The following is a 22985-nucleotide window of genomic DNA, read 5'->3' on the forward strand; positions in this document are numbered from 1 at the left end:
TTCAGCACCTCGTGATCGACACGACGCGCAGCGGCACGGCGGCCTCGGGCCAGAAGGCGCTTCGCGAGATCCCGTCGACCTCCTCCAGCCGCAGGCCCGCGCCGAACCAGGCCCCGGCTGCGGTGTGATCGGCCGTGACGGCGGGGAGCACCGCCAGGCCCCGCGCCACGTTGGCGGTGGATGCGAACACGTGGGCGGTGATCCCGAAGGCCAGCGTCCAGTCGAACGGGAGGATCGACAGGAACACCGTGCCGACGTGCAGCTCGCCGTCGAGGTCGACCTCGCGGACGTCGGCCAGCAGGGGCCGGGCCCGGTCGCCGTACGGTCCGAGGGCCGCGCACAGTGCCTCGGCCATCCGCGGGTCCTTCTCCACTGCCCAGATCCGGTGCCCGGCCTTGGCCACCGTGGAGGACAGCGTGCCCAGGCCCGCACCGACCTCCAGCACCGCGTCGTCGGCGCGCAGGCCCGCCAGCTCCAGCAGGCGCTCCGCGACTGCCGGGAAACGCAGGAAGTGTTGGCCGAGGTCGGCCCGGGTCCGGAAGTCGCTGTCCCGCAGGTCCGCGACGACCGCGCTCTCCGGCACCTGCTGCGTGGCCGTCGAGGGTGCCGCCGCGGTCTCCGGGCTGCGCGTCCTGACAGAGGTTGCCATGGTTTCCCTTCCACAAGATGTGGGCCGGACCGTCCTCGGAGGTCCTGCTCGCCGACAGCGGGTCCGCGACCGTGGGTGCTCGGCAGCTGAGCAGGCCGGAGTCGCAGCGGCGCCGGGTCGGGCTTCTGATGTGCCAACTACGCTAGGAATCACCGGAGTCGGAGAACACTCACCGGCAGTACGGGTTCGTGTTCCTCCGCGCCGGCGGTGCCGCGCGGATGCACAACGACACACCCTTTGACCGCGGTCGGGCAGGGGCGAAGGCCGCGATCGTCGAGAACTTCGCGTGGCCGGTGTGAAAAGCCGCGAATTCACGCACGCAGCTGCCCGATTGACGTACCGTCGCCGGGTGATGACGCTCGGAGACTCCCAGCTAGGGGCCGAGACGGCACCTTCCGGCGACCGCCCCGGAGCGGTTCTGGTGCAGGCCCTCGGATACGCCAACTGGTCGCCACGCGATCTGGTGCGCGAGATCAACGGACGGCTCGCGGGCCTCGGCGAACGACGACTCGACCTGACCGTCGCCCACGCCTGGAGCCGCGGCTCGGTACCCCGCTCTGAGACGGTCCGCCGCCTGGCCGCCGCGGTGCTGACGGAGAGGACCGGCCGGACCTACACCCAGACCATGCTCTGGGGTACTCCCGAGCCGGGCGCCCGTAGGGACGAGCAGACCGTCACGGACGACCTGGTCGGGCGTCGCTCGCTGGCCGCTGTGCTGGTCACCGCCACCGCCTGGAACGCGACCGACCCCGCGTCCCAGGCCACGGTTCGACCGTCCGGTGACCTGTTCACCGCGGTCTGGGACGCCGACCGCCAGCAGCACCACAGCATCAGCCGGGAGAGCGGCACCGACCACGTCCTGCCGCCGATGATGACGCTGCTGGAATCCCACCTCGCCGACCTGCGCCGCCTCGACGACGCCACGGGAGGGGGCGCCATCTCCCAGCGGTACGTGCGCGTCGCCCTCGACGGCGTGCTGTCGCTCCTGCAGAACAGCCGCTACACGCCGGACATCGGCACCCGGCTGCTGCGAACGGCCGGGGGGCTCGCTCAGCTCGCCGGGTGGATGGCTTTCGACGCGGACCTTTCGGCCTCGGGCCAGCGCTACCAGCTGGTCGCCATCCGACTCGCCCGTGCCAGCGCCGACCACGACACCGTCGCCAACATTCTCGGCATGCTCGCCTACCAGCACGCGGCGGCCGGCAACCCCACTGCGGCGATCCGCTTCGCCGAGGCCGCCGTCGAGACAGCGGCCAGGAGTCTGCCCACCGTCCGGGCTCGCGCCCTCGGACGGCTCGCCACCGCCCACGCCGCCGCCGGCGACATCGACGCCTTCCGATCAGCCACCGACCGCTGCCTCGCGTTCCTCGAGCACCGCCGCGACGACGACCCCCCTGCGCTCTACTACTTCACCGCTGACCAGGTCGCCGCCGAGAACGGTCAGGGCCTGGTGGACCTGGCCGCAGCCAACCCCGGTGCCAGGGGCCGCCGACTGCTAGAGGAGGCGTACAGCCTCCTGTCACCGATCACCGCGCACGGGCCCACCACCGGGTACACCCGTTCCGCCCTCCTGCACGGCGTCCACCTCGCCCGCGCCCACCTCCTCGCCCACGACGGCGAGGCCACCCTCGCCACCCTCGGGGGACTGACCGCCCACCTGCCCGAAGTCCAGTCCGTGCGCTGCCGCAACCTGCTGCTCGGGATCCGCCGGCACGCAGGTACCCGGATCAAGTCGGCGAGCGGCAAGGATGCGCTGACCCGAGTGGACAGGGCACTATCGGGCATATGACGCCGACTGGTCTTGCCCGCCCCGTTGCCGCCGTGCTCTCCGCCGTCCCGTACGACCACCCGGAGGCCCGCCGCCTCACCTCCGCTCTCCACGCGGAGCAGTCCGCCATGTACGGCTTCGCCGACGACCCAGCGGCCACCGAGCCGGTGCTCTTCGCGCCGCCGAACGGTCTCTTCCTCATCGCCCGCCCGGACGGTCAAGACGAGGCGCTCGCCTGCGGCGGCTGGCACTTGGTGGCTCCGGCCACGGTCGAGATCAAGCGCATGTACGTTGCCCCGCCCGCCCGCGGGCTCGCACTCGGCAGCCGGATCCTGCGCGCCTTGGAACATCAGGCGTACGAGCACGGCGCACGGCGCGCCATCCTGGAGACCGGCAGCCGCAACCTGGCCGCGCTCGCCCTGTACGAGCACCTCGGCTACCAGTCGATCCCCTCGTACGCCCCCGGCCGCGACCCGCTGGTGAACCGCGCCATGGCCAAGCAGCTCACGGCGGCGTAGGCACTGCCCCGCCCCGTCAGGCCGGTGCGGACTGCCAGTCGGTGGGGTCGAGGTCGAGAGCCGCGTCGGCGATCTGCTGGGCGGAGGCGGTGAGGAGGGCTGCGCGGCAGCGGTCGATCTTGCCCTGCACCGCGGGGACACCGGCCGCCCGGTACTCGACCGCTCGCAGCACGCAGTCGAGCTTGTCGGCGTCCTTGGCGCAACGGGCCTCGGGGGTGACGCCATCCTCGAACTCGGCGATCACGTCGGTGAAGAGAGCCTGGATGGACGGTGGGGCCGCCGCGGTCTGGTCGGTTGTGACCTTGCGGGGGTCGGCGGCGGTAACGTACCGGCGGGTGAGCGGGGTGAGGTCGCCGGTACGGGCCTCGGGGACGTCGTGGAGGGTTGCCAGCAGGCTGGTGCGGGCCGGGTCGGCGCCCTCCAGGGCGGCGAGGGTGGCGGCGATCACGGCGGTGCGGTGGCTGTGTTCGGCGACGGTCTCGCTGGCGGACAGCGGGATGCCGTCCTGCCGCCAGCCGGTTCGGGGCAGAGCTCGAAGGGAGCCGGCCTCGAAGAGGAGACGGGCAACGCCCGCTGCCTGGTCACCGTCGAGCTGCACCACAGGGTCCTCCTGATTGCATGTCACCCTTCGTTCCGACCGTAGCGCAGGCGGTCCAGGTCGCGTCGGGACGTCGGGGAGATGAGACTCCCGTCGAGGAGCTCGGCCGTGAACGTGCCGAACGCCTGAGCGGCGTCCGGTGCTGCGTGCGGCAGCCACGGGTGCAGGGCCAGCAGGGTGCTGATCGAGTGGACGTACAGGTCGACGGTGCCGGGCGCGAGATGGAACGAGGAGACGAGGGCGCGGAAGAGACGGATCGGATCCCAGGACGCCGGGTCCGGATGGTGCATGAAGCTGTCGTCGGTCTGGTCGGCAGGCATCGCGCCCAGCCACAGTGCCCAGTAGGACAGATTCGCTAGTTCGCCCCGCTCGTCCTCCAGGAGCGCGGTGGAGATGAAGTGCCGCAGCTGGTCCGGATCGCCCTGGCGCGCTGCGACGGTGGCGACGGTGCGGGCCTCGATCGAGCGGGTGCTGTAGCCGCGCTGGCCCAGAGCGGGTCGCATGCCGCGCAGAGCCTGCTCCGACCAGGCGGCGGCATCGGCGGCGGTGTCGTAGCTGGCGAGGTACAGAGTCTGACGGTGCAGCAGGCCGCCATGCCCGTTTACGGTTGCGTGCTCGGCGGTGGTGCGGAGGTTGGCGAAGAAGCGGGCGCGCTCGGGTGCGGGCAGCAGCGGGCCGGGGCGGGCCGGGCCTCGCCGGGGCCGGGAGGCGCGGTCGGCCAGCGCCGGCGGCGGGGTGCCGCTAAGCGCCCAGGCGACAAGGAGAGCGGAGTCGCGGGGCTGGACCCACCCGGCCAGCGGATGGCGGCCGGTCTCGGCCGGCGGGTCGAGGACGGCGGCCAGGACGCGGTCGGCGTCCAGAGCCGAGCCGCTGTGCGCGAGCAGCAGCGGGTCGGCCCCCAGCAGGGCCAGGCGTCGGCGCAGATCCAGGTAATCGCCGGCGCGGGTGTGAGTCAGCGGGCGACGACCGGATTCCCAGCCCTGCACGGTGCCGACATCGACGCCCAGATCCTCCGCCAGCCCTTCCTGGGTGCGCGGGATGCTCTCGCGGGCCAGCCGCAGCAAGTAGCCGGAGACCAGACCGGCCGACGGCGCTTTCGCGGACACGGGCCCCCTCCTTCGCGCGCTCATTCACGGCTTTCACGCCGACGCCACGGAGTTCACGAAGCTCGCGGCGTCCACCTCTGCCCGCCGGCGGACAGAGGGTGTGTCGTTGTGCAACCGAGCGGTCCCGGCCTCGTCGGAGGGTGTGGCAACCCGTACCGCCGGTGAGTGTTTCCCACCACGCCTGATTCCTAGCGTAGTTGGCACATCAGAGGCCCGGCTGGGCAACGCGGCAAAAGCCGACGGACCTGCCTGCCGCGCAGCCGCGGCTCCACACCAACTCCGCTGCAAGAGAAGGGGATGGAACTCGATGAAAGTTTTGGTCACCGGCGGAGCCGGATTCATCGGCTCGCACTTCGTGGACCGCCTGCTGCGCAGGGACGACGTGGAGCACGTGACGGTGCTCGACGCGCTCACCTACGCGGGCAACCTCGCGAACCTGGAGCCCGCCCGGGGCTCGGGCCGCTGCGAGTTCGTGCACGGCAACGTCCTCGACGCCCACCTGGCCAGCGGACTCGTCGCCCAGCACGACGCCGTGGTCCACTTCGCGGCCGAGTCGCACGTCGATCGCTCGCTGCTGGACTCCGGCCGGTTCATCGCCACCAACGTGGCCGGTACCCACACGCTGCTGGAGGCCGCACGTCGGGCCGGGGTGTCCCGGTTCGTTCACGTCTCCACCGACGAGGTGTACGGGTCGATCGAGAGCGGGGCCGCAACGGAGGAGTGGCCGCTCGCGCCGAGCATCCCCTACGCCGCCTCCAAGGCCGCCGGTGACCTGGTGGCCCGCTCCTACTTCGAGACGTACGGAGTGCCGGTGTGCATCACCCGCTCGTCCAACAACTACGGGCCCCGCCAGTACCCGGAGAAGGTGATCCCGCGGTTCGTCAGCAGCCTGCTGCGGGGCAGGGCGGCGACCGTGCACGGCGATGGCGGGCACGTGCGCAACTGGCTGCACGTTGAGGACAACTGCGCCGGCATCGAGCTCGTTCTGGACCAGGGCACACCGGGCGAGGTCTACAACATCGGCGGCGGTCACGACCTCACCACCAGCCAGCTCGCCACCCTGCTGCTCGGCATCCTCGGCGCCGACCGCTCGATGCTGCAGCACGTGCCGGACCGCACCGCCAACGACCGCAGGTACGCGATGGACTGGTCGAAGATCGCAAACCTCGGTTACCGGCCGACCCGCGACCTCGAGCCCGGCCTGGCGGCCACCGTCGCCTGGTACCGGGCGAACCCGGGCTTCTGGCAGCACACCGCCCCCCTCGCCGACGCCCTCGCCCCGGCGTGAGCGCCATACCTCCACCGGCATCGGGGCCGACTACACGGCCAAGGACCCGCACATCACCCTCAACCCGAACCAGGAGAGCCGCATGACTGAAAACTGGCCGCGGAGCGCGCTGCTTGTGCTCGGCGCATCGGAGGAGCACATTCCCCTCTACCAGGAGGCCGGGCGCCGGGGAATCCCGACCATCGCCGTCGACATGCGCCAGGACGCCCCTGCGTTCCCCTTCGCCGACGCGGCCATGCAGGTCTCCACCCGGGACGCGGACGCCATCGCCGAGGCGCTGGGCGACACGCGGCCCGCAGGGATCGTGGCAGGTGCGACCGACGCCGCCCTGCTGACCTGGCGCGTGCTGGGCCTGCGCTACGGCATGCCCTACGTGTACCCGGAGGCGGCCTTGGCCGGCCTCGACAAGGCCGCCTTCCACCAGGTCGTCGCCAACTGCGGCATCGCCGGGTACGGGTGGGTAGCGTCGGACGACCCGGGCAAGGTCTCCGCGAAAGCGGCAGCGTTGCGGTTCCCGCTCATGGTCAAGCCGGTGGACGGATCAGGCAGCAAGGGCATCACCTGTGCCGCCCACCCGGACGACCTGGCTGCCGCCATCGCCCGCGCACGCTCCTACTCCCCCTCGCAGACTGTGATCGCCGAGGAGTTCCTCCCCGGGCGGCAGCTGACCATCGACCTCTTCCTCCAGGGCGGCGCGTCGGTCATGACCTGCGTCAAGGAGCAAGAGCTGGTGGACGGGAGAAGCGTCGTGCGGCGGATCAGCACGACGCAACTCTCTCCTGCAGAGCACCACCACCTTGAGGACGTCGCCGAGCGGCTCTGCGGTGCGCTGGGCATCACCGACGGGCCCGCGAACTTCGATCTCGTCCTGGGCGAGGACGGCCAGGGCCGCATCGTCGAAGCCAACCCGCGCCTGAGCGGGGACAGCATCCCGCGCCTGCACGAGGCCGCCATGGGCGTCAACGTCGTGGGCGCGCTCATCGCACTCGCGCTCGGCGAGCCGTTCGACGCCTACCTGACACCGACCCGCGATGCGCACGCCGGGGTGGAACTGCTCGGCTCCCCCCTCGACGGGGACGGCGTACTGGAGACGTGGGAGGGGGCCGCCGAAGCCCGCAAGGTCCCCGGCGTCACCGGCATCGAGCTGTACGCCCAGCCCGGAGACCGGGTGCACCCGCACGACCAGTCCGGCCACAAGATCGGCATGATCACCGCCGCCGGACCCTCGCCCGCCGAGGTGTCCGTGGCCCTGGACACGGCCAGCTCACTGCTCCGACCGATCATCCGACCGACCCGGGAGGGATCGTGACCACCACCCCTTCGCGGCCCGACGCCGCACGCAACGCCAGCCCGTACCTGTATGGGACCGAACTCGGTGCGCTCGCCGCGGTCTTGGAGAGCGGCCAGTACGGGCACACCGCCGTCACCGAGACGTTCGAGCGACAGGTGGCCGACTTCCTCGGCGTCTCCGAGGTGGTGGCCGTCTCCTCCGGGACGGCGGCGCTGCACTCCGCGCTGGTCGCCGCCGGCGTCGGCGCCGGCGACGAGGTGCTGGTGCCGTCGATGACGTTCTGCGCCTCCGTGCAGGCGATCCTCGCCGCCGGGGCCGAGCCCCGGTTCGTGGACATCGACCCGGTCACGATGTGTACCACCCCCGACCTCGTGCAGGAGGCGCTGACCGAGCGCACCACCGCGGTGATGCCCGTCCTGTTCGGCGGCCGGGCCATCGACCTCGCCCCGATTGCCGACCTGCTCGACCAGCGCGGAATCGCCGTGGTGGAGGATGCCGCCCACGCCTTCGGCTCCCGCACCGCCGACGGCCCGCTGGTTGGGGCGCACGGGCACCTGACCTGCTTCTCCTTCGGGCCGATCAAGAACCTGACCTGCGCCCAGGGCGGAGCGGTCGTCCCCCGCAGCCCCGAGGAGGCCGAGCGGCTGCGGACCCTGCGGCTGCTCGGCATGGTGGAGTCCGCCGCTGACCGCGCCGCCTCCACCACTTACCAGGTCACCGCCGCCGGGTTCCGCTACCCGATGTCCGCCCTCAACGCCGCGATCGGCACCGCGCAGCTCACCCGCTTCGGCGAGGCCGCCGCCGTGCGTCGCGCTCTGTGGTGCACCTACCGCGACGCGCTGGCCGGCCTGCCCGGCGTCGAGCTGGTCGACGTCGACGTCGAGCACTCCGTCCCGCACCTCTGCATCGTCACGGTCCCCGACCGCGACCGCGTCTGGGCCGAGATGCGCGACGCGGGCATCGGCGTCGGCGTCCACTACCCGCCCAACCACCTCCAGCCCGCCTTCGCCTCCTGGGCCCGGCCGTTGCCGGCCACCGAACAGCTCGCCGGGCGCATCCTCACCCTGCCGTTCCACCAACACCTCACCGAGGATGACGTCCACCGCACCGTCGCCGCTCTGCGCGAGGCTCTGACCAACCGAGAGGCCCGATGACCGGTCCCGCCGCGCCCCGGCGCATCCGCGTCGTCTGCGCCCTGCTCATCGAAGCCGGAGCCTCGCGCCACCTGGGCTAAGCGCACGTCGAGCGGCCCTGGTGCTCGCCTTGTTCGAGGGCGGGGGCACCGGGGCCGTTCGGGTTCAGCCGCTGGTGGCTGCGTCGAGCACTACGTCGACCAGGCGCTGGGCCGCGTCCGGGCGGCCGTGCTCGCGGGAACGCGCTGCCATCGCCGCGCGCCGTGCCGGGTCGGCGAGCAGTGGGGCCAGCGCCTCCCGCAGGCCCTCCGCCGTGATGTCGCCGATCAACGCGACGGCCGCGCCCGCGTCCTGGAGGTGAACGGCGTTGTGGGCCTGCTCGTTGCCCGCCGAGGTAGGCAGCGGGACGAACACGGCGGCCTTGCCGAGCGCGGTCAGCTCCGCGAGCGTCCCCGCGCCGCTGCGACTGACCACCACGTCCGCCAGCGCCAGCACGTCCGGCAGCTCCGCCCCCATGTAGCCGGTCAGCAGGTAGCGACCCGCCAGCCGCGGCGGCAGTGCTCCGGCGGGCTCGCGGAGCGCCGCCTCGTTGGCCGGGCCGCATTGGTGGACTACGTTCGCGTGTTCCAGCAGCCACGGCAGGACGGCCGAGACGAGCGTGTTGATCTGCACCGAGCCCTGCGCGCCCCCGGTGACGTACACCGTCGGGAGCGCGCGGTCGAAGCCGTACAGACCCAGGGCGGCAACCGCCTTATCGGCCTGCCCGGTTAGCACCGCCGGCCTTACCGGGTTCCCGGTCACCACGGCGCTGCGACGTGCGGACTCCGGCAACAGCGGCAGGGTGGACTCGGAGGAGACGGCGACCCGGGTTGCCGCCCGCGCGAGGACCTTGTTCGCCAGGCCGAGCCGCACTGTCTGCTCGTGCACCACCAGCGGCACCCCGCAGGAGCGCGCGGCCAGGCCCGTCGGGACCGCCGCGTACCCGCCGGTGGCCAACACCACGTCCGGCGCGAACTCGGCGATCAGGGACCGGGCCTGCGCCGCGCCCAACGGCACCCGACCCATGTCACGCACGTTCGCGGGGGAGACCAGTTTCAACGGGTTGGCTGAGCGGCGGACCTTGCCAGTGGCGACCGGAGCGAACCGGATGCCTTCCGCCGGGGCGACCCGAGCCTCCAGCCCCTCGGCGGTGCCGATCCACAGCACCTCCACTGTCCGTCCCTGCGCCGCGAGTCGCTCCTGCAGTGCCTGCACCGCGGTCAGCGCCGGGTAGGTGTGTCCGCCTGTGCCGCCGCCCGTCACGACCAACCGCAACGGTCGGTCCTGCCCGCTGAGCCCCACGCTCGTCTCCCATCGACCATTGCGCCACGTCCTGGCTGAAGGCCCTCAGCCTACCGACGGGATGGACACTGTCCGTCGTTGCCTGGTTCCAAGGCGTTCTGCCTGGCGGGGCCCGGAGTGCTCTGTCGGATACCAAGCGCCGTACGTTCCCCGTGATGTGATCAAGGTCGCTCGGCGCGAGCTTCACTTGCACCGCGTTCCTGGCTATGGTCCGTCGTCCCTCGGCTGGGACGTGCCCGGCCGCGGTGCCGAGGAGGCTCTCCCTGCGTATCCACCGCAGCCCCCACCCGTCCAACTTCGTGATCGTTCCGAACGCCTTGGCCCAGAACCGGGCGATGTCCTATACCGCCCGCGGGCTGCTGGTGGACCTCCTTTCCCGTCCGGACGACTGGCGTGAGACGTGCCGGCAGATGGCGGACTCCAGCCCGCAAGGGCGCAAGGCCCTGGCGGCGGCGTTGGACGAGCTGCGGGTGTGGGGGTACTACCGGGTGGAGGTGGTCCGCGACCCGTCCGGCAGGGTGCGGTCGGAGGCGCACGTCTTCGACCGCCCGCAGACGGGGCTGCTGCCGGGTGCCACTGCGCCGGGCTCCGGTGAACCGGACTGCGGTGATCGTGGCGTCCTTCCAAAGGACCTGGTGAAAGTACCCTCCCTCCCCCGCGAGGAGGAGACGGAGCCGCTCGCCGAGGCGGCCCCGGCCGACGAGGTGGGAGGGCGGGAGAAGCCCGCTCCCGAACAGATGCCTCGGCCCCGCCGGGCGGAGCCCGCAGCGAGGCCGGAGGACCTGGACCCGGAGACGCTCGCAGCGGTGAACGCGCTGCTGAGAGCGGTTCGTCCGGAGCGGAGACTGCCGTTGGGTGTAGCGGAGGCGGCAGCGCTCGCCCCGTTGGTGCGGGAGTGGATGGACCGCGGGGCCTCGCAGGACGAGCTGCGGCAGGCGCTGCTGACCGGGCTTCCCGAGGTGGTGCACTCCCCGGTGGCGGTGCTGCGGTCGCGGCTGGAGCGGAAGAAGCCCGCTGAACGGCCGGTCGTGCCGCAGCGGCGGCTGGCGGAGTGCGAGCAGTGCCGCGACCCCCTGCCCGAGCCGGGGCTGTGCGCGGGCTGCCGAGGGGCGGGGCGGCCGGATGGTGCGGAGGAGCGCGGAGTCCAGGTGACCGCGCGCGGTATCGCGAAGGTGCGGGCGGCGATGGCCAGTTCGCGGCGGTGAGGCCCGCTGTGAGCCTGTGGCCAGCGGGGTGGAGTTGGTGGACCTGGGAGCCGCGTTCGGGCGACTGTCGGCCCGGTGCGGCCCGCTGTGGCACACGGCCGGGGTCACCGCCGGGTGGTGCTGCCCGGTTCTGCGGGCAGCACCACCAGCGGCTAGAGCTGCACGGGCAGCGCCTCCAGCCCGCGGACGAGCCGTGAGTGCCGCCAGGGCAACTGCTCGGCGGGCTCTGCCAGTTGCAGGTCGGGGAAGCGCTCCAGCAGCAGTTGCAGGACGGTCTCGACCTCGGCTTGGGCCAGCGGCGCGCCGAGGCACCGGTGGATGCCGTGGCCGAAGGCCAGGTGCGAGCGGGCATCGGGACGGTCGAGGTCGAGCCGGTCCGGGTCGGTGAAGCGGGCCGGGTCGCGGTTGGCGGCGCCGGGGCTGACGAAGACCGGGCTGCCCGCCGGCACCTCCGTCTCACCGAGGAAGGTGGCCTTCGGTGCCCACCTCCAGGTCGCGATGCTCACCGGGGAGTCGTAGCGCAGCAGTTCGTCGACCGCCGCGGGGATCCGGCCGGGGTCGGCGTGCAGCAGCGCGAGCTGCTCGGGGTGCTGGAGCAGCGCCAGGACGCTGTTGCCGATCGCCGCGGTGGTCGTCTCGTGCCCGGCGACCAGGAGCAGCACCGCGAGGGAGACCAGCTCCAGCTCGCTGAGCTGGTCGCCGTCCTCGTCGCGGACGGCGACCAGTGCGGACAGCAGGGCCTCGTCGGGCTCCTCGCGCTTGGCCGCCGCCAGGGCGGACATGTAGTCGGCCAGGGCGTGGGAGGCGGCGTCGATCCGCTCGTGGTCGCCGGTGGCCAGCAGGTCCGAGGACCAGCGGTGGACCCTGGCGCGGTCGGCGGCGGGGACGCCGAGGAGCTGGCAGATCACGGTGACCGGCAGCGGCACGGCCAGACCCTCCATCAGGTCCACCCGGTCGCCCGGGGACCAGCCGTCGACCAGCTCCTCGGCGAGGGCGCGCACCGCTGGACGCAGCTGCTGGACGCGCGCCGGGGTGAAGGCCCGGGTGACCAGCCGGCGCAGCCGCGTGTGGTCGGGCGGGTCGCTGTTGAGCATGGTGCTGGCCAGCGCCGGGTGCAGCACGCGGCCGGAGGGCCGGTCGGCGAAGAACGCGCTCGTGTCCTTCGACAGGTGGGGGTCGGCGAGCGCGGCCCTGGCCTGCTCGTAGCCGGTGACCACGGTCGCGGTCCCGGAGCTGCCGCCCATGGGTACTTGGGCGACAGGGCACCGCTGCCGCAGTGCGGCGTAGGTGGGGTAGCGGTCGCGGTAGAAGGCGGGGTCGGAGAAGGGGCTGGCCATGGTGCTCGCTCCTATGCCGCGTCCAGCGCGGGGGGCTGGTGCGCTGCGGCGATGCGGTGGACGATCTCGCTTCCGGTGTACTGCTCGGCCACCAACCGTAGCCAGACAGCCTCCTTCTCCAAATCCGCCTCGCGGGCGGAGCCTTGCTCGGCCAAAGGGGCCGGGTTGCGCTGGGCCCGGGCGCCCCAGCGGGCTGCCTGGATGGCGCCCGCGACGACGGCCGCTTCGACCACGGCCTCCGCCTCGATGCCGGTGAGGCCGGCGGCGGCCACCGCTTCCTCGGCGGCCTGCCGCACTGCCCGGGAGCGGTGCTCCTCAAGGCTGAGGATGCCGTCGGCGATTTCGACGGTGCGCCGGTGCAGCACGAGGTCGGGCTCCGCGCCGTCGCCGAGGGTGTTCAGTACGACGTCGGGGTCCACTGCGGTGATGTCCTGCCACAGAGGAACCATGATCTGGGCGGTCTGCCGCTGCCAGGCGGTGAGCCTGCGCTTGGCCAGTGGCCACAGCATCGCGGGCACGGTCAGTCCGGCGGTGATCAGCAGAACGCCGGTGAGCGGGGCCGTGAAGGAGAACGCGCAGCGGTACGGGGTCACCAGCGAGGTGCACCGGGGACCGCCGGGGAACAGCTCGACGTGCGCGAGGCTGCCCGCGGCGTTGACGACCTTGTAGAGCAGGTAGAGCAGGACGAAGAAGCAGCCGGCGGTGACGGCCTTGAGGCCGACCTTGTGGATCCGCCAGTCCGTCTCGGTGCTGCGCCGCCAGGTCTGGGCGAGCGCGTCGTAGGTGGCGTGGCCCATGAAAGCGACGTAGGCGATGGTGTAGATGGTGAGGGTGGCCGGGGCCTGGCCCCAGTGAGTGTTGGTGAAGGGGCTGCTCCAGCGCCGGTCGGCAGGGGTGGCGAAGAACGCGACGCTCATCACCGCGACGGTCAGGGTGAGCAGCCGCAAGCGGGGCCGCAGCTTGGCGCGCGCCGGTGCCGGGTCGTAGTTGAGGGCGAAGAGGAAGCCGACCACCGCGAGGCTCGCGCCGAGCATCAGCACGTTGCTGATCAGCTTGGCCAGGTCGCGGGTGATGAGGTCAGCGGCGTCTTGGACCGCGGGATTGAACCCCGTGATCGCGACGGCCCAGGCGACGAGCAGTACAGCGGTTGAGGCGGCGTTCGAGGGTCTGGGGGCCCCGCCGGCGCGGGGGCGCATCCAGAAGGCCGCAGCCGCGAGGAGGAAGGCGGGCAGGCCGAAGGTGACGATGGTGATCACGGTGGCGCTGTTCTCTCGTCTTAGGTGTACATGGCGGCCCACCGCTCGGAGGCGGCGGTCGGTCGGGGTGAGGGTGTCTTGCGCTCGCGGACCATCCGCGAGACGAGCAGCGAGCCGAGGTGCTCGGCCTCCTGCTCCTCGGGGGTGTTGTAGGAGGTGCGCGCCGAGACGCCGAGTGCGCCCACCCAGTCGATCTCGGACGCGAGTTGGGCGTCCGTCTTGAAGTCGGCCCGGTTCACGGTGCCGGCGTGGTCGAACAGGATGTGGCCCAGCTCGTGGGCAATGATCTGCAGGCGCAGCAGCGGTGGCGCGCTCTGCTCGTAGAAGACGACCTCGCGGTCGTCGTAGCGCTGGCGCAGGCCGCAGCCGTCGCTCTCCTGCATCGCCTTGGGCTCGCACTCGATGCGTCGGCCGACCAGGGCGGAGACGGCCTCGATTAGCTCGGCTTCGGTGAAGCGGTGAGGCAGTTCCAGCTGGCGCAGGCGGTCCTCGCAAGCGGTGCGCAGCGATTCGGCATGCACGATCCCCTCCCAAGAAATGATCATGAATTCGCTGCCCCGCGCCGGGCATCGGATTTCGCGGCCCGGCATCACAGCGATGTGAGGATGTTAAGCACAACGCATAAAGATCGTTTAAGCATTGATCTTGCCTAATGCTCACATACTGGACGGTATGGGGCCATGCCGTCACGCAGCGTCGCAACCTGATGGCCCCTGACCTGCGACGATTCCTGACGCTTACGGGGGGCTCACAGGCATCACTCAGGTGCTTCACTACCGAAAGTAATAAGCGCAGGGACATGCCAAAAGTAAGAGTGACATGCATCACTCTCTTACCCTTACCGGATTCCTTCGCGGTTTCCCCAAGTAGGGGGATGAATTTCGTCAAGCCGGGGGGGATTGCTCCCCCCGATTGGGGGTCTGCATTCCCTGATGGGGAATCAGGAATGCAGATCGAAAGGTCTTCGCGCGTAGATTTTTGGGCATGCCTGAGCCGCCGGGAGCGAGGGGCTCAGGGTGTCGGCTCGCCCGGTTCCTCGGCCGGAGGCAGGCCCTGCGAGCTGCGTGCCATGTCGATCGACTCCTTGACGAAGCGCAGGCCCTTGGCGTCGAGGCCCTTGCTGCGCAGTGCGATCGACTGGACGCCGGCGTCCTCCATGGCCCGCTGGAGGTCGCGGCCGGCGATCTCCTTCTCCGGGTCGTCCGAGACCCAGTAGGTCGGGGGTACGTCGAAGAAGGCGGCGATCTTCATCAGGGTGTCGATCGTGGGGTTGGTCTTGTCGCCCCGGCGCATGCCCCGGAGCAGGGTGTCGCTGATCCCGGTGCCGGCGGAGACCTCGGCGACGGTGTACGGGCCGCGGTCCGCTGGGCGGCGCTCCTCGAAGAGGCGGTCGAGGCGTGCGGCGATCTGCGCAAGGCCCTTGTCCTTGTCCGCCTGTCCCGCCATGGCCCTGTCCTCCGTGTCAGATCGTCCCACGGACGCACTTTAGTACCCAACAGTGCCCGGATGCACGCCAGGGCCAGAACTTTAGTGTCCCATTCGGGCGAACTCTGGTGTACGTTGATCTCGCCGAAGGGAAACTAAAGTGCAGAATCCCTGGTGGGGGGCGGTATCGCGCCCGCTCAACCGGGGGCTGCCTCCGCTGGCGCGCCGGTCCGACCGGCGGGGCAGCGGCTTCGGCCGCCCTCGGCGGAGGGCCCAGGAGTTGGCGCTCCCGGACTCCTCCGCACGCGAGGACGTCGAACACGTCCGACGCCCGGCCCCCGCATCTCACAACGCGGCCGGACATCAGCCCTGGAGTCTCGCATGTCCTCCTCGATCCGCACAACCGGGACCGGTGACGGCCGCCTGGTCGCCGTCACCTCCGTGGCCTTCGCCGAGATCCTCGCCCGTCTCGCCCCCGGCACCGCGTCGGTGGTCCTGAACAGCGCCGCCGAGGGCGGCCTGCCGCGCACCGCCGAGGCGTACGACGCCCAGGGCCGACCGGTCCCGCAGCCGCTCGCGATCCGCCAGGCCATGGCCCGATGGATCAGCACCGCCTTTCCGCTGGATCGCGGATGCGCCCACCGCCTCGACCTGGCCACCGGGGAGCTGACCGCCCTGGCCGTTGCCGGCGGCGAGGACCTCCCGCTGGCGGCCTGAGCCACCACCTTCACCACGTCCGCCGAGCGGCAGAGCCCGCTGCATCGCGGACCGCGCAGAGCGCAGGCACACCCGCGCCGGGACCGACCGCCCCGCCGCCGGCCGCAGCCGCGCCTTCTCCTGCCCTCACCCGTTCCGCGCTGACGGCACCGCCTGCCCTGGCGACCACTGCCGTGCGCACCAGGCGAAACCTTTCACCTCCATGCCTAGCTCCCTCCTGCCCGCGCGCACCTCCGCCGCGAGCGCGCCGGGCGACCCCGGCCTGCCCGTTCCCCTCGCCGAGCAGTGGATCTCCACCACCGGCTCGCGCATCGCCCCCGACCCGTACACCTGGCTCCAGGCCGTCCACTGGGCCCACGACATCGGCACCCGCACGCCTGTCCGCAGCCACGGCCCGCGGTTCGGTACCACCACCGTGCTGCTGGCCCAGCAGCTCGCCCAGCTCAACCCGTGCCGACCCGGCGTGGACTTCCTCTCCCGCGTGCTCAAGGTCTCGACGCGCACCGTGAAGTACCACCTGGCGATCCTGCGCGAGGCGGGCCTGCTGGCCTACCGGGTCAAGGGCACCCGTGTCCGCCAGGAGCGCGCCAGGGCAAGCGAGTTCGCCCGGACCATACCCGACGCCTTCGACCAGGACCTGGGCCTGCGCACCGCGCCCTCTGACACCTTCATCCGCGCCGTCGTCGGTGTCTCCGAGCAGGGCCGCACCCAGCTGGCCCGGCTCGGCAAGAAGGCCGCCCGCACAGTGCGCCGCAAGGTCCGCAAGGCCAAGAAGCCTTCATTTTCTGGCACTTCGGATTGCACCCCAATGGAGGGTGGTTTCTGCACTGTCTCTCCTGCGGGACTTACCTCTTCTCCCTCTGAGGGCGAACCTCGAAGCGGGAAGCCCAGCAGCACCCCGACGAGAAGAAGAACCCGCAAGGCGCTGAACCAGGTTGGGCGGCGCTACCAGCTCGGCCTGGAGCTGGTGCAGCAGGTCCCGTGGCTGGCCGGAACGCCCGTCGCCCGCGTGGCCTGGGCCGTGCGGCACCTCGCCGACGCGGGCTGGACCGCCCACGAGGTCATCGCCGTACTCGCCCTGCGCGCACCCGCCGACCGGATCCACCGGCCCAGCGGCTTCCTGACCGCCCGCCTGGCCGGGACGGAGCTGCTGTTCGACACCCCGGCCAAGCGGAACAACCTGGTCGCCTGGTGGCGGGACAGCCGCCACGCCTCCCGAGAGCGCCACGCCGAGTGGAACAGCTCGTGGTCCGCACCGCGCAGTACCGCGGTCGCCCGCCTGGTCCGCGACGCCTTCACCGCCTCCAAGCGCCAGCAGCAGCTCGTCGAATTGCCCCTGGAGCCCACGGACGCCGAGCGGGCCGAGGTCCGCACCCTCGCCTGGCGCCAGTACCTCGCAGGCCAGCCCGAACTGGTCGCCTCCGCCGTCGCCCTCGCCGGCCGGGACAAGGCCGAGGAGATCTACGGCGCCGACCTCGTCGAGCGCGTCGTCCGCCTGACCGCCACCACCAGCCACCTCACCGCCGGAGCCACCCGATGAACCCGCAAGACGAGCCCCGCGGTATCGACCTCGCCCGCCTGACCCTGCGCCGCGCCCAGGCCGACGCAGCCAAGCGCCCCGCCGGTGCCGCCAAGGCCCGCGCACCCCGGCGCGCTGCCGTCCGCTCCGCAGACCGCGACCCGGTCGGGCTCGCCGCCGCACTCGGCGGCCTCGTCGAGCAGCACGCCTGGAACGCCCCGCTGTCCGGCGGCGCCGTCACCGACCTGTGGCCCCGCGCCGCCGGCGACCTCGCCGCCCACACCACGGCGGTCGCCTTCGACCACGCCACCGGCCGCCTCGACGTCCAGGCCGACTCGCCCGCCTACGCCACCCACCTGCGCCACTTCGCCGCCCACCTCGTCGCCGAGATCAACGCCCTGCACCAGCAGCCCGCCGTGCGCAGCATCCGCGTCCTGGCCGAGCGCGGCGGCAGACCCACCACCGCCCCCTCGCCCGGGACCGGTACCACCGCACCGGACCGCCGCCCGCCCGGACCGCTCAGAACCCGGGAGAACGCCTCGCCCGGCTACCAGCGGGCCCTCGCCCAGCTGCAAGCCGCCCGCGCCCGTGTCCCGGCCGACCCGCTCGCCGCCCCGGCGATCGAGCAGAAGGTCCGCGCCTTGGCCAGAGCCAGAGCCACACCCGCGCCCGCCACGAGCAGCTGAGCGGCCCCGCCGCCGCTGCGGCCGGGCCCGCCCGCCACCGACCAGCCGCCTGCCGCAGCAGGCCCACCTCGGAGACCACCGCAACCGTGCCCGACACCCTGCCCGCCCCGATCCAGCTCGCCGCCCGCCGCCGCGACCACAACTGGGTCAAGGACGCCGCCTGCGCCGGCACCGCGCAGCCGGACCTGTTCCACCCGCTGCCCGACCAGGCGGAGGAGACCGCCGCCGCCAAGTCGATGTGCCGCTCCTGCGTCGTCAGCCAGCAGTGCCTGCAGGAAGCCCTGGACCTGAACGACCGCGAGGGCATCCGCGCCGGCCTGACCAAAGGCGAGCGTGACGTCCTCCACCGCCGCGCCAACGTCCACCGCTGGGAGGAGCCGCGAATCCGCGAGGCCCTCGCCGGCCGATCCGTCAGCCTGTCCTGGCCGGAGCGCACCTCCGTGGTCACCGTCGCCGCGATCCTCGGCCTGGACGTGAACATCTGGTCGCGCGCCCTCGGCATCAGCCGCAAGTACGCCCTGGAGCTGCTGCGCGACGCCCGCGCCGACATGGAGAACCAGCCGCTGGCCGTGCAGCGCGAACAGCGCATCGCCGCCTCCATGACCACCCGCCGGGCGGTGGCCGCGTGAGCGACGAACAGCGAACCACACCGGGCATGTCCTGGTGGGACAAGGCCGCGATCGGCGCCATGGGCGGCGTCGGCGGCGCCCTGTCCTACGACGCCTTGCAGCAGATGGCCGTCGCCATGCACATCCGGCCCGAACTGACCTACCTGTTCCCCGTCGCCATCGACGGGTTCATCGCCTACGGCACCCGGGCCCTGGTCGTGCTCAAGGAAGCGCCGCTGCGGGCCCGCGTCTACACCTGGTCGGTGTTCGGCAGTGCCACGGCCACGAGCGTCTGGGCCAACTGGACCCACGCCGTGCGCCTGAACGACCTCACCCCGGCCGGCGAGGGACTGCACCTGCCGGACTGGTCCGTCGGCGTGCTCAGCACCATCGCCCCGCTGGTGCTCGGCGGCGCCACCCACCTCTACATCGTGATGTCCCGGCACACCTCCGGCGCCGACGCTGACTCCGCGACCAACTCGAGGACGCAGAAGCCGGCCAAGGCCAACTGGTGGAGTCGGAAGGACACCTCCAGCGAGGACGGCCAGACGAATCCGGCCGTCCGGACCCGGTGGTGGAACCGCAAGCTGACCGAGACCGCTGTCCTCGACAGCGCGGCCTCGGCGACCGCGGACCCGCACCATGAACTGCCCGCCGTCCCCACCCCGTCCCCGGTGTCCCTGACCAAGGCCCCCCAGGAGCCGACCGCCCTCCCGCCGGGACCGGCCGCCACCAGCACCGCCGTCCCCGTCCCCAGCACTGAGCCCGCCGCCACCAGCGGGACCGTCCCCGGTCCCCAGACCCCCGCCGCCGATCCCACCCGCGGGATCGCCCCAGAGAACGGAACGGTCCCCACCGCCGGGACGGTCCCCGTCCCCGGACCCGCCGGGGCCGTCCCCCCGAATCCCGTCCCGGAGCCCGGGACCGTCTCGGTCACCCCTCCGTCCCCGGGACCGGTGAGCACCTCGTCCGGGACCGTCCCCGCCGATCCGTCCGTCTCCGCCCCGCTGGTGCACGCGGCGCCCCCCGCCGTCCCCACGACACCGGTCCCGGTAGCCGAACCCGGTCCCGGCGACGGGGCGGGACCGGTCCCCAACGGCACCGCCGCGAACCGGCTGGGCGAGGCCGCCGGGACCGGCCGGGTCAGCGCCGCCACGGCGACCGCAATCCAGCGCCACCCGGCACCCGCAGCGGCCTCCCCGTCCCCGGTCCCGGCCGTCCCCACCCCGGCCGAAGCCGCGGCGGGCCGTCCCCGCGACCCCGGGACCGTCCCCACCCCGACCGTCCTGCGGGCCGTCCCGGCACCGGGGACCGCGAGCACGGGGACCGGCCCCGAAGCCCGGCCGGGACCGGTCCCCGCGAACGAGGCCGGTCCCCGACGCGGGACCGACCCGACCCCGATCACCTCGACCGTCCCCGGCGGGGACCGACCGGGACCGCCGGCCGTCCCCACGGCCAGCACCACCACCGGGACCGTCCCCGCCGCCCCGTCCCCGGTCCCCGGCGCTGACCCGGGACCGGAGCGCGAAGTCCGCAAGCGCCAGCTGAGCGACGACGAGCTGGAGGCGCTGCTGCCGATCGGACGGACCGTGGCGGCCACCGCCGAGGGACGCCTGACCCGCGAAACCCTGCGCGCCGGCCTCCGCGCCCAGAACGTGCCCATCAACAACACCGCGCTCGGCCAGCTCCTGCGGGAGCTGAAGGACATCGAGGGCAAACCCCCGCCCGCGCGCCGCTGACCTGCCCGAAACCGCCGCACAACCGGCCCCCACTCCACCCTAGGAACCGACTTGACCGCCAAGAGCAACACCGACGAGCACCTCGCCACCGGCCTGATGAGCCTGCTGCGCGAGCAGGGCCTCCTCCACACCGCAGACGGAGCCAGCGACGGCAGCTGGATCGTCCGCCGCACCCGCAGCGGCCCGCAGTTCGTCCTGGAGTCGCCGCCGGAGGTGATCGAGTACGCCGTCGACGTGCTCGTCGACTACCAGCTGGAGGCCGGATCGAGGCCGTGAAATCCGTTGCCGTGGAAGCGAGTTGACCCCGCCGTCCGGGACGGGGACGGGCACCGACGGCGCAGCAAGCTATCGCCTGGGGCAGCCCTACGGGCCGCCCCAGGCACTTGCCCTCGCCCCAGGGGGGCGAGGGACCTGGGCGGAGCCGAGCGAGGGCGCTCGACTCCACCCAGGAATCCGGAGCGAGGGCGCTCCGGGAACCGAGGAAAGGAGAAGCCACGACCACGCCACAACCCCAAGAAGCCGAAGCCGAGTTGACGCCCAAGCGCCGCCCGCGCCGCCGCCACCGCGACGCCCAGCAGCGCCCCCACCGCATCGTCACCCGCTTCAACGCCGCCGAGCGCGACGAGATCACCACCGCCGCCGAGCAGCGCGAGCAGACCGTCTCCCGCTTCGTCGCCACCAGCACGCTCGCCGCCGCCCGCGGCCACAGCAGCGCCCGCGACCCGCAAGACCAACTCGACCGAGCCGTCGACACCCTCGTCTCCGCCCGCGCCCACCTCGCCCGGGTCGGCAACAACCTGAACCAGATCGCGTTCGCCTTCAACGCCGGCGGCCAGGTCCGACCTGCCGACCTCGACGCCACACTCGGCGCGGTCCGCGCCGCCATCGCCACCGTCGACCGCACCGCCTATCAGCTCGCCACCAGGGCCGCCGGTGGTCCCTGACATCAGCCGCGGGTCGAAGACGTACGGACTGCTGGCCTACCTCTTCGGCCCCGGCAAACACGAAGAACACGAAGACCCCCACATCGTCGCCAGCTGGGACGGCTTCGCCCCGGACCCCGGCCGCGACCCGCACGCCACGCTCTCGCAACTGGAGGCCGCCCTCGACCTGCGGGTCAACCAACTCGGCGCCCGCAAGCCGAAGCGGCACGTGTGGCACTGCCCCGTCAGCGCGGACCCCGGCGACCGGCTCCTCACAGACGAGGAGTGGGCCGAGGTCGCCCGCCGCGTGGTCGCCGCCGCCGGCATCGCCGAGCCCGGCGACCCCGACGGCTGCCGCTGGATCGCGGTCCGCCACGACGCGCGCCACATCCACATCATGGCCACCATCGTGCGCGGCGACCTGCGCCAAGCCCGCCTGAACGGCGACGCGACCCGCGCACAGGCCGCATGTCGCCAGATTGAGAAGGACTTCGGCCTCAAGGAGCTGAACCAGGGCGACGGGACCGCCGCCAAGCGGCCCACCAGCGCCGAAGGCCACAAGGCGAAGCGCCTCGGCAAAGGCGAGCCCGTCCGGCTCCAGCTGCGCGACGCCGTCCGGCGCGCCCTCGCTGGCGCTGCCGACGAGCAGGAGTTCCTCGACCGGCTCAAGACAGCTGGTCTCCTGGTCAGCTTCAAGACCGGACCGTCGGGCGACGTGCTCGGATACTCCGTCGCCCACCCGGACGACCGCAACGCCAACGGCGAGCCGGTGTTCTTCGGCGGCTCCCGGCTCGCCCCGGACCTGTCCCTGCCCCGTATCCGCAAGCGCCTGGGCGCCGGACCGGTCGACGCCGCCGACACCGTGCCGCCCGACGGCGCGGCGACGGGCAAGACCCGCACCCCCGGTTCGCGCGCCGCACAGGCCCGGCGCGGTGCAGCCCAGGCGGTCGAGGCCGCCGCCCGGACGATCGACGAAGGCGAAGACGAGCAGGTCGCCGCCCAGCTCACTGGAGCGATCGAGGTCATCGACGTGATCGCCATCCGCGCACCGGCCGACACCCGCGCCCAGCTCCTCGCAGCGGCGCGGGCGTTCGAGCGTGCCTCGCGCAGCCACATCCGCGCCGAGCGCGCCGACAACCGGAACCTGCGTTACGCCGCTCGGCAGATGCTGTCCAGCGGCTACGCCACCAACAGGGGCGAGGACGGCGGCGCGACGGCCATGCTGCTGTCCGCCCTGGTCCTGCTGGCCATCGCCGCCGCCCGCTGGCACTCCGGCCGAGGCCACGCCCAGCAGGCCGCTGCCGCCGACGCCGCCGCCCGCGAACTGCGCGCGGCGTACCGGACGGTTGCCGCCAGGCCCATGGCCGCGATGGCCCACAGCGGCCGGACGCTGCCGACGGCGGTCCGCGAACGCCAGAACGAGATCATCCGCACCCGGCTGGCCGACGCCGAGGGCGCCCCTCGGGAGCAGGAGGGCTGGGACGCGCTCGCCGCGACCCTCGCCGAGGCAGAGGCCGCCGGCCACGACCCGGCCGCCCTGCTGGAGGAGGCCAGGTCATGGCGAGAGCTGGACACCGCCGACTCGGTCACCGCCGTGATGGTGTGGCGGGTCCGGCGGATCGCCGGGCTGACGGCTGCACCCGAGCCCGCCACCGCGAGGCGCGGCACCGGCACCCGGATCGGACAGGCTGCCGCTGCGGCGCCCGCGCCGAGGCGACGCCCGACGCGCTGACCGAACCCGATACGCCGTCGGGTCCGGCACGCTAACGTGGCCTCGCTCTGAGAAAGCAGCACCGAGGACGCCAGCCCCGCAGGGCTGGCGTCCTCGGCGTTTCCGGCACTCGGCCGGAGCGAAGGAAGGAACAGAAAACGAAAATC

The 22985-nt window shown here is 72.6% G+C and carries 22 protein-coding genes; 14 read left to right on the forward strand and 8 right to left on the reverse strand.

The window, feature by feature from the left end:
* Position 1 precedes the first annotated feature (1 nt).
* Positions 2–649: an rRNA adenine N-6-methyltransferase family protein gene (locus tag AB0K51_RS28200; RefSeq protein ID WP_363459971.1), complete on the reverse strand. Its 648-nt coding sequence runs from the start codon at positions 647–649 to the stop codon at positions 2–4.
* A gap of 421 nt (positions 650–1070) precedes the next feature.
* Between AB0K51_RS28200 and AB0K51_RS28205 the strand changes: the two genes are divergently transcribed.
* Entirely contained in the window at positions 1071–2438 is a 1368-nt protein-coding gene (locus tag AB0K51_RS28205) for a hypothetical protein (protein WP_363459972.1), read from the forward strand.
* A complete protein-coding gene (locus AB0K51_RS28210; protein WP_363459973.1) occupies positions 2435–2935 on the forward strand; it encodes a GNAT family N-acetyltransferase in 501 nt (166 codons plus the stop codon). The genes AB0K51_RS28205 and AB0K51_RS28210 overlap by 4 nt, the downstream gene beginning before the upstream one ends.
* 16 nt (positions 2936–2951) lie before the next feature.
* Here the strand turns inward: AB0K51_RS28210 and AB0K51_RS28215 are convergent, their stop codons facing one another.
* The gene (locus tag AB0K51_RS28215; RefSeq protein WP_363459974.1) at positions 2952–3533 is read right to left on the reverse strand and encodes an HD domain-containing protein; all 582 of its coding nucleotides are present in this window, start codon (positions 3531–3533) and stop codon (positions 2952–2954) included.
* Between the two features lie 23 nt (positions 3534–3556).
* Entirely contained in the window at positions 3557–4639 is a 1083-nt protein-coding gene (locus tag AB0K51_RS28220; RefSeq protein WP_363459975.1) for an XRE family transcriptional regulator, read from the reverse strand.
* A gap of 307 nt (positions 4640–4946) precedes the next feature.
* On the opposite strand from AB0K51_RS28220, the gene rfbB reads away from it, so the two are divergent.
* The 3 genes from rfbB to AB0K51_RS28235 all read left to right on the forward strand — a co-directional run bounded on the left by rfbB (position 4947) and on the right by AB0K51_RS28235 (position 8372).
* On the forward strand, positions 4947–5927 hold the full coding sequence (rfbB, locus tag AB0K51_RS28225) for a dTDP-glucose 4,6-dehydratase (RefSeq protein WP_363459976.1): 981 nt from the start codon (positions 4947–4949) through the stop codon (positions 5925–5927).
* Positions 5928–6009: 82 nt separating this feature from the next.
* Positions 6010–7236 carry an ATP-grasp domain-containing protein gene (locus AB0K51_RS28230; protein ID WP_363459977.1) on the forward strand — a complete coding sequence of 409 codons (1227 nt, stop codon included), beginning with the start codon at positions 6010–6012 and terminating at the stop codon, positions 7234–7236.
* Positions 7233–8372 (forward strand): DegT/DnrJ/EryC1/StrS family aminotransferase, encoded by a 1140-nt coding sequence (locus AB0K51_RS28235; protein WP_363459978.1) that lies wholly within the window; start codon positions 7233–7235, stop codon positions 8370–8372. The genes AB0K51_RS28230 and AB0K51_RS28235 overlap by 4 nt, the downstream gene beginning before the upstream one ends.
* Positions 8373–8516: 144 nt before the next feature.
* Here the strand turns inward: AB0K51_RS28235 and AB0K51_RS28240 are convergent, their stop codons facing one another.
* The gene (locus AB0K51_RS28240) at positions 8517–9665 is read right to left on the reverse strand and encodes a UDP-N-acetylglucosamine--N-acetylmuramyl-(pentapeptide) pyrophosphoryl-undecaprenol N-acetylglucosamine transferase (protein WP_363459979.1); all 1149 of its coding nucleotides are present in this window, start codon (positions 9663–9665) and stop codon (positions 8517–8519) included.
* Between the two features lie 362 nt (positions 9666–10027).
* On the opposite strand from AB0K51_RS28240, the gene AB0K51_RS28245 reads away from it, so the two are divergent.
* Entirely contained in the window at positions 10028–10897 is an 870-nt protein-coding gene (locus AB0K51_RS28245) for a hypothetical protein (protein WP_363459980.1), read from the forward strand.
* A gap of 152 nt (positions 10898–11049) precedes the next feature.
* Here AB0K51_RS28245 and AB0K51_RS28250 read toward each other — a convergent pair whose 3' ends face one another.
* The 4 genes from AB0K51_RS28250 to AB0K51_RS28265 form a co-directional block, all read right to left on the reverse strand.
* Positions 11050–12234: a cytochrome P450 gene (locus tag AB0K51_RS28250; RefSeq protein WP_363459981.1), complete on the reverse strand. Its 1185-nt coding sequence runs from the start codon at positions 12232–12234 to the stop codon at positions 11050–11052.
* A gap of 11 nt (positions 12235–12245) precedes the next feature.
* Positions 12246–13490, reverse strand: coding sequence for an MAB_1171c family putative transporter (locus AB0K51_RS28255; RefSeq protein ID WP_363459982.1), 1245 nt, complete (start codon positions 13488–13490; stop codon positions 12246–12248).
* 20 nt (positions 13491–13510) lie between these two features.
* Positions 13511–14011, reverse strand: a complete 501-nt coding sequence (locus AB0K51_RS28260) for an ImmA/IrrE family metallo-endopeptidase (RefSeq protein ID WP_363459983.1) — start codon at positions 14009–14011, stop codon at positions 13511–13513.
* Between the two features lie 490 nt (positions 14012–14501).
* Positions 14502–14936, reverse strand: a complete 435-nt coding sequence (locus tag AB0K51_RS28265; protein ID WP_363459984.1) for a helix-turn-helix transcriptional regulator — start codon at positions 14934–14936, stop codon at positions 14502–14504.
* A 360-nt stretch (positions 14937–15296) separates the two neighbouring features.
* On the opposite strand from AB0K51_RS28265, the gene AB0K51_RS28270 reads away from it, so the two are divergent.
* The 8 genes from AB0K51_RS28270 (at position 15297) to AB0K51_RS28305 (ending at position 22839) form a co-directional block, all read left to right on the forward strand.
* A complete protein-coding gene (locus tag AB0K51_RS28270; protein ID WP_363459985.1) occupies positions 15297–15632 on the forward strand; it encodes a hypothetical protein in 336 nt (111 codons plus the stop codon).
* Positions 15633–15834: 202 nt separating this feature from the next.
* Complete coding sequence (locus AB0K51_RS28275) at positions 15835–17172, forward strand: helix-turn-helix domain-containing protein (protein ID WP_363459986.1); 1338 nt, start codon at positions 15835–15837, stop codon at positions 17170–17172.
* Complete coding sequence (locus AB0K51_RS28280) at positions 17169–17837, forward strand: DUF721 domain-containing protein (protein ID WP_363459987.1); 669 nt, start codon at positions 17169–17171, stop codon at positions 17835–17837. The genes AB0K51_RS28275 and AB0K51_RS28280 overlap by 4 nt, the downstream gene beginning before the upstream one ends.
* An 86-nt stretch (positions 17838–17923) precedes the next feature.
* The gene (locus AB0K51_RS28285; RefSeq protein ID WP_363459988.1) at positions 17924–18466 is read left to right on the forward strand and encodes a WhiB family transcriptional regulator; all 543 of its coding nucleotides are present in this window, start codon (positions 17924–17926) and stop codon (positions 18464–18466) included.
* Entirely contained in the window at positions 18463–20184 is a 1722-nt protein-coding gene (locus AB0K51_RS28290; RefSeq protein ID WP_363459989.1) for a DUF2637 domain-containing protein, read from the forward strand. The genes AB0K51_RS28285 and AB0K51_RS28290 overlap by 4 nt, the downstream gene beginning before the upstream one ends.
* A 51-nt stretch (positions 20185–20235) precedes the next feature.
* On the forward strand, positions 20236–20460 hold the full coding sequence (locus AB0K51_RS28295; protein WP_363459990.1) for a hypothetical protein: 225 nt from the start codon (positions 20236–20238) through the stop codon (positions 20458–20460).
* A 254-nt stretch (positions 20461–20714) separates the two neighbouring features.
* Positions 20715–21128: a plasmid mobilization relaxosome protein MobC gene (gene mobC / locus AB0K51_RS28300; protein ID WP_363459991.1), complete on the forward strand. Its 414-nt coding sequence runs from the start codon at positions 20715–20717 to the stop codon at positions 21126–21128.
* On the forward strand, positions 21118–22839 hold the full coding sequence (locus AB0K51_RS28305) for a relaxase/mobilization nuclease domain-containing protein (protein ID WP_363459992.1): 1722 nt from the start codon (positions 21118–21120) through the stop codon (positions 22837–22839). Before mobC ends, AB0K51_RS28305 begins: the two co-directional genes overlap by 11 nt.
* Positions 22840–22985 lie beyond the last annotated feature (146 nt).

This window comes from Kitasatospora sp. NPDC049285 (assembly GCF_040678815.1).
Lineage (GTDB): Bacteria > Actinomycetota > Actinomycetes > Streptomycetales > Streptomycetaceae > Kitasatospora.

What these genes read in the sequence shown, in the direction of transcription:
- AB0K51_RS28210 (WP_363459973.1), top strand. Translation starts at nt 2,435, where the DNA reads ATGACGCCGACTGGTCTTGCCCGCCCCGTTGCCGCCGTGCTCTCCGCC.
- AB0K51_RS28265 (WP_363459984.1), bottom strand. Translation starts at nt 14,936, where the DNA reads ATGGCGGGACAGGCGGACAAGGACAAGGGCCTTGCGCAGATCGCCGCA.
- AB0K51_RS28250 (WP_363459981.1), bottom strand. Translation starts at nt 12,234, where the DNA reads ATGGCCAGCCCCTTCTCCGACCCCGCCTTCTACCGCGACCGCTACCCC.
- AB0K51_RS28280 (WP_363459987.1), top strand. Translation starts at nt 17,169, where the DNA reads ATGAACCCGCAAGACGAGCCCCGCGGTATCGACCTCGCCCGCCTGACC.
- AB0K51_RS28200 (WP_363459971.1), bottom strand. Translation starts at nt 649, where the DNA reads ATGGCAACCTCTGTCAGGACGCGCAGCCCGGAGACCGCGGCGGCACCC.
- AB0K51_RS28275 (WP_363459986.1), top strand. Translation starts at nt 15,835, where the DNA reads ATGCCTAGCTCCCTCCTGCCCGCGCGCACCTCCGCCGCGAGCGCGCCG.
- rfbB (WP_363459976.1), top strand. Translation starts at nt 4,947, where the DNA reads ATGAAAGTTTTGGTCACCGGCGGAGCCGGATTCATCGGCTCGCACTTC.
- AB0K51_RS28245 (WP_363459980.1), top strand. Translation starts at nt 10,028, where the DNA reads ATGTCCTATACCGCCCGCGGGCTGCTGGTGGACCTCCTTTCCCGTCCG.
- AB0K51_RS28270 (WP_363459985.1), top strand. Translation starts at nt 15,297, where the DNA reads ATGTCCTCCTCGATCCGCACAACCGGGACCGGTGACGGCCGCCTGGTC.
- AB0K51_RS28230 (WP_363459977.1), top strand. Translation starts at nt 6,010, where the DNA reads ATGACTGAAAACTGGCCGCGGAGCGCGCTGCTTGTGCTCGGCGCATCG.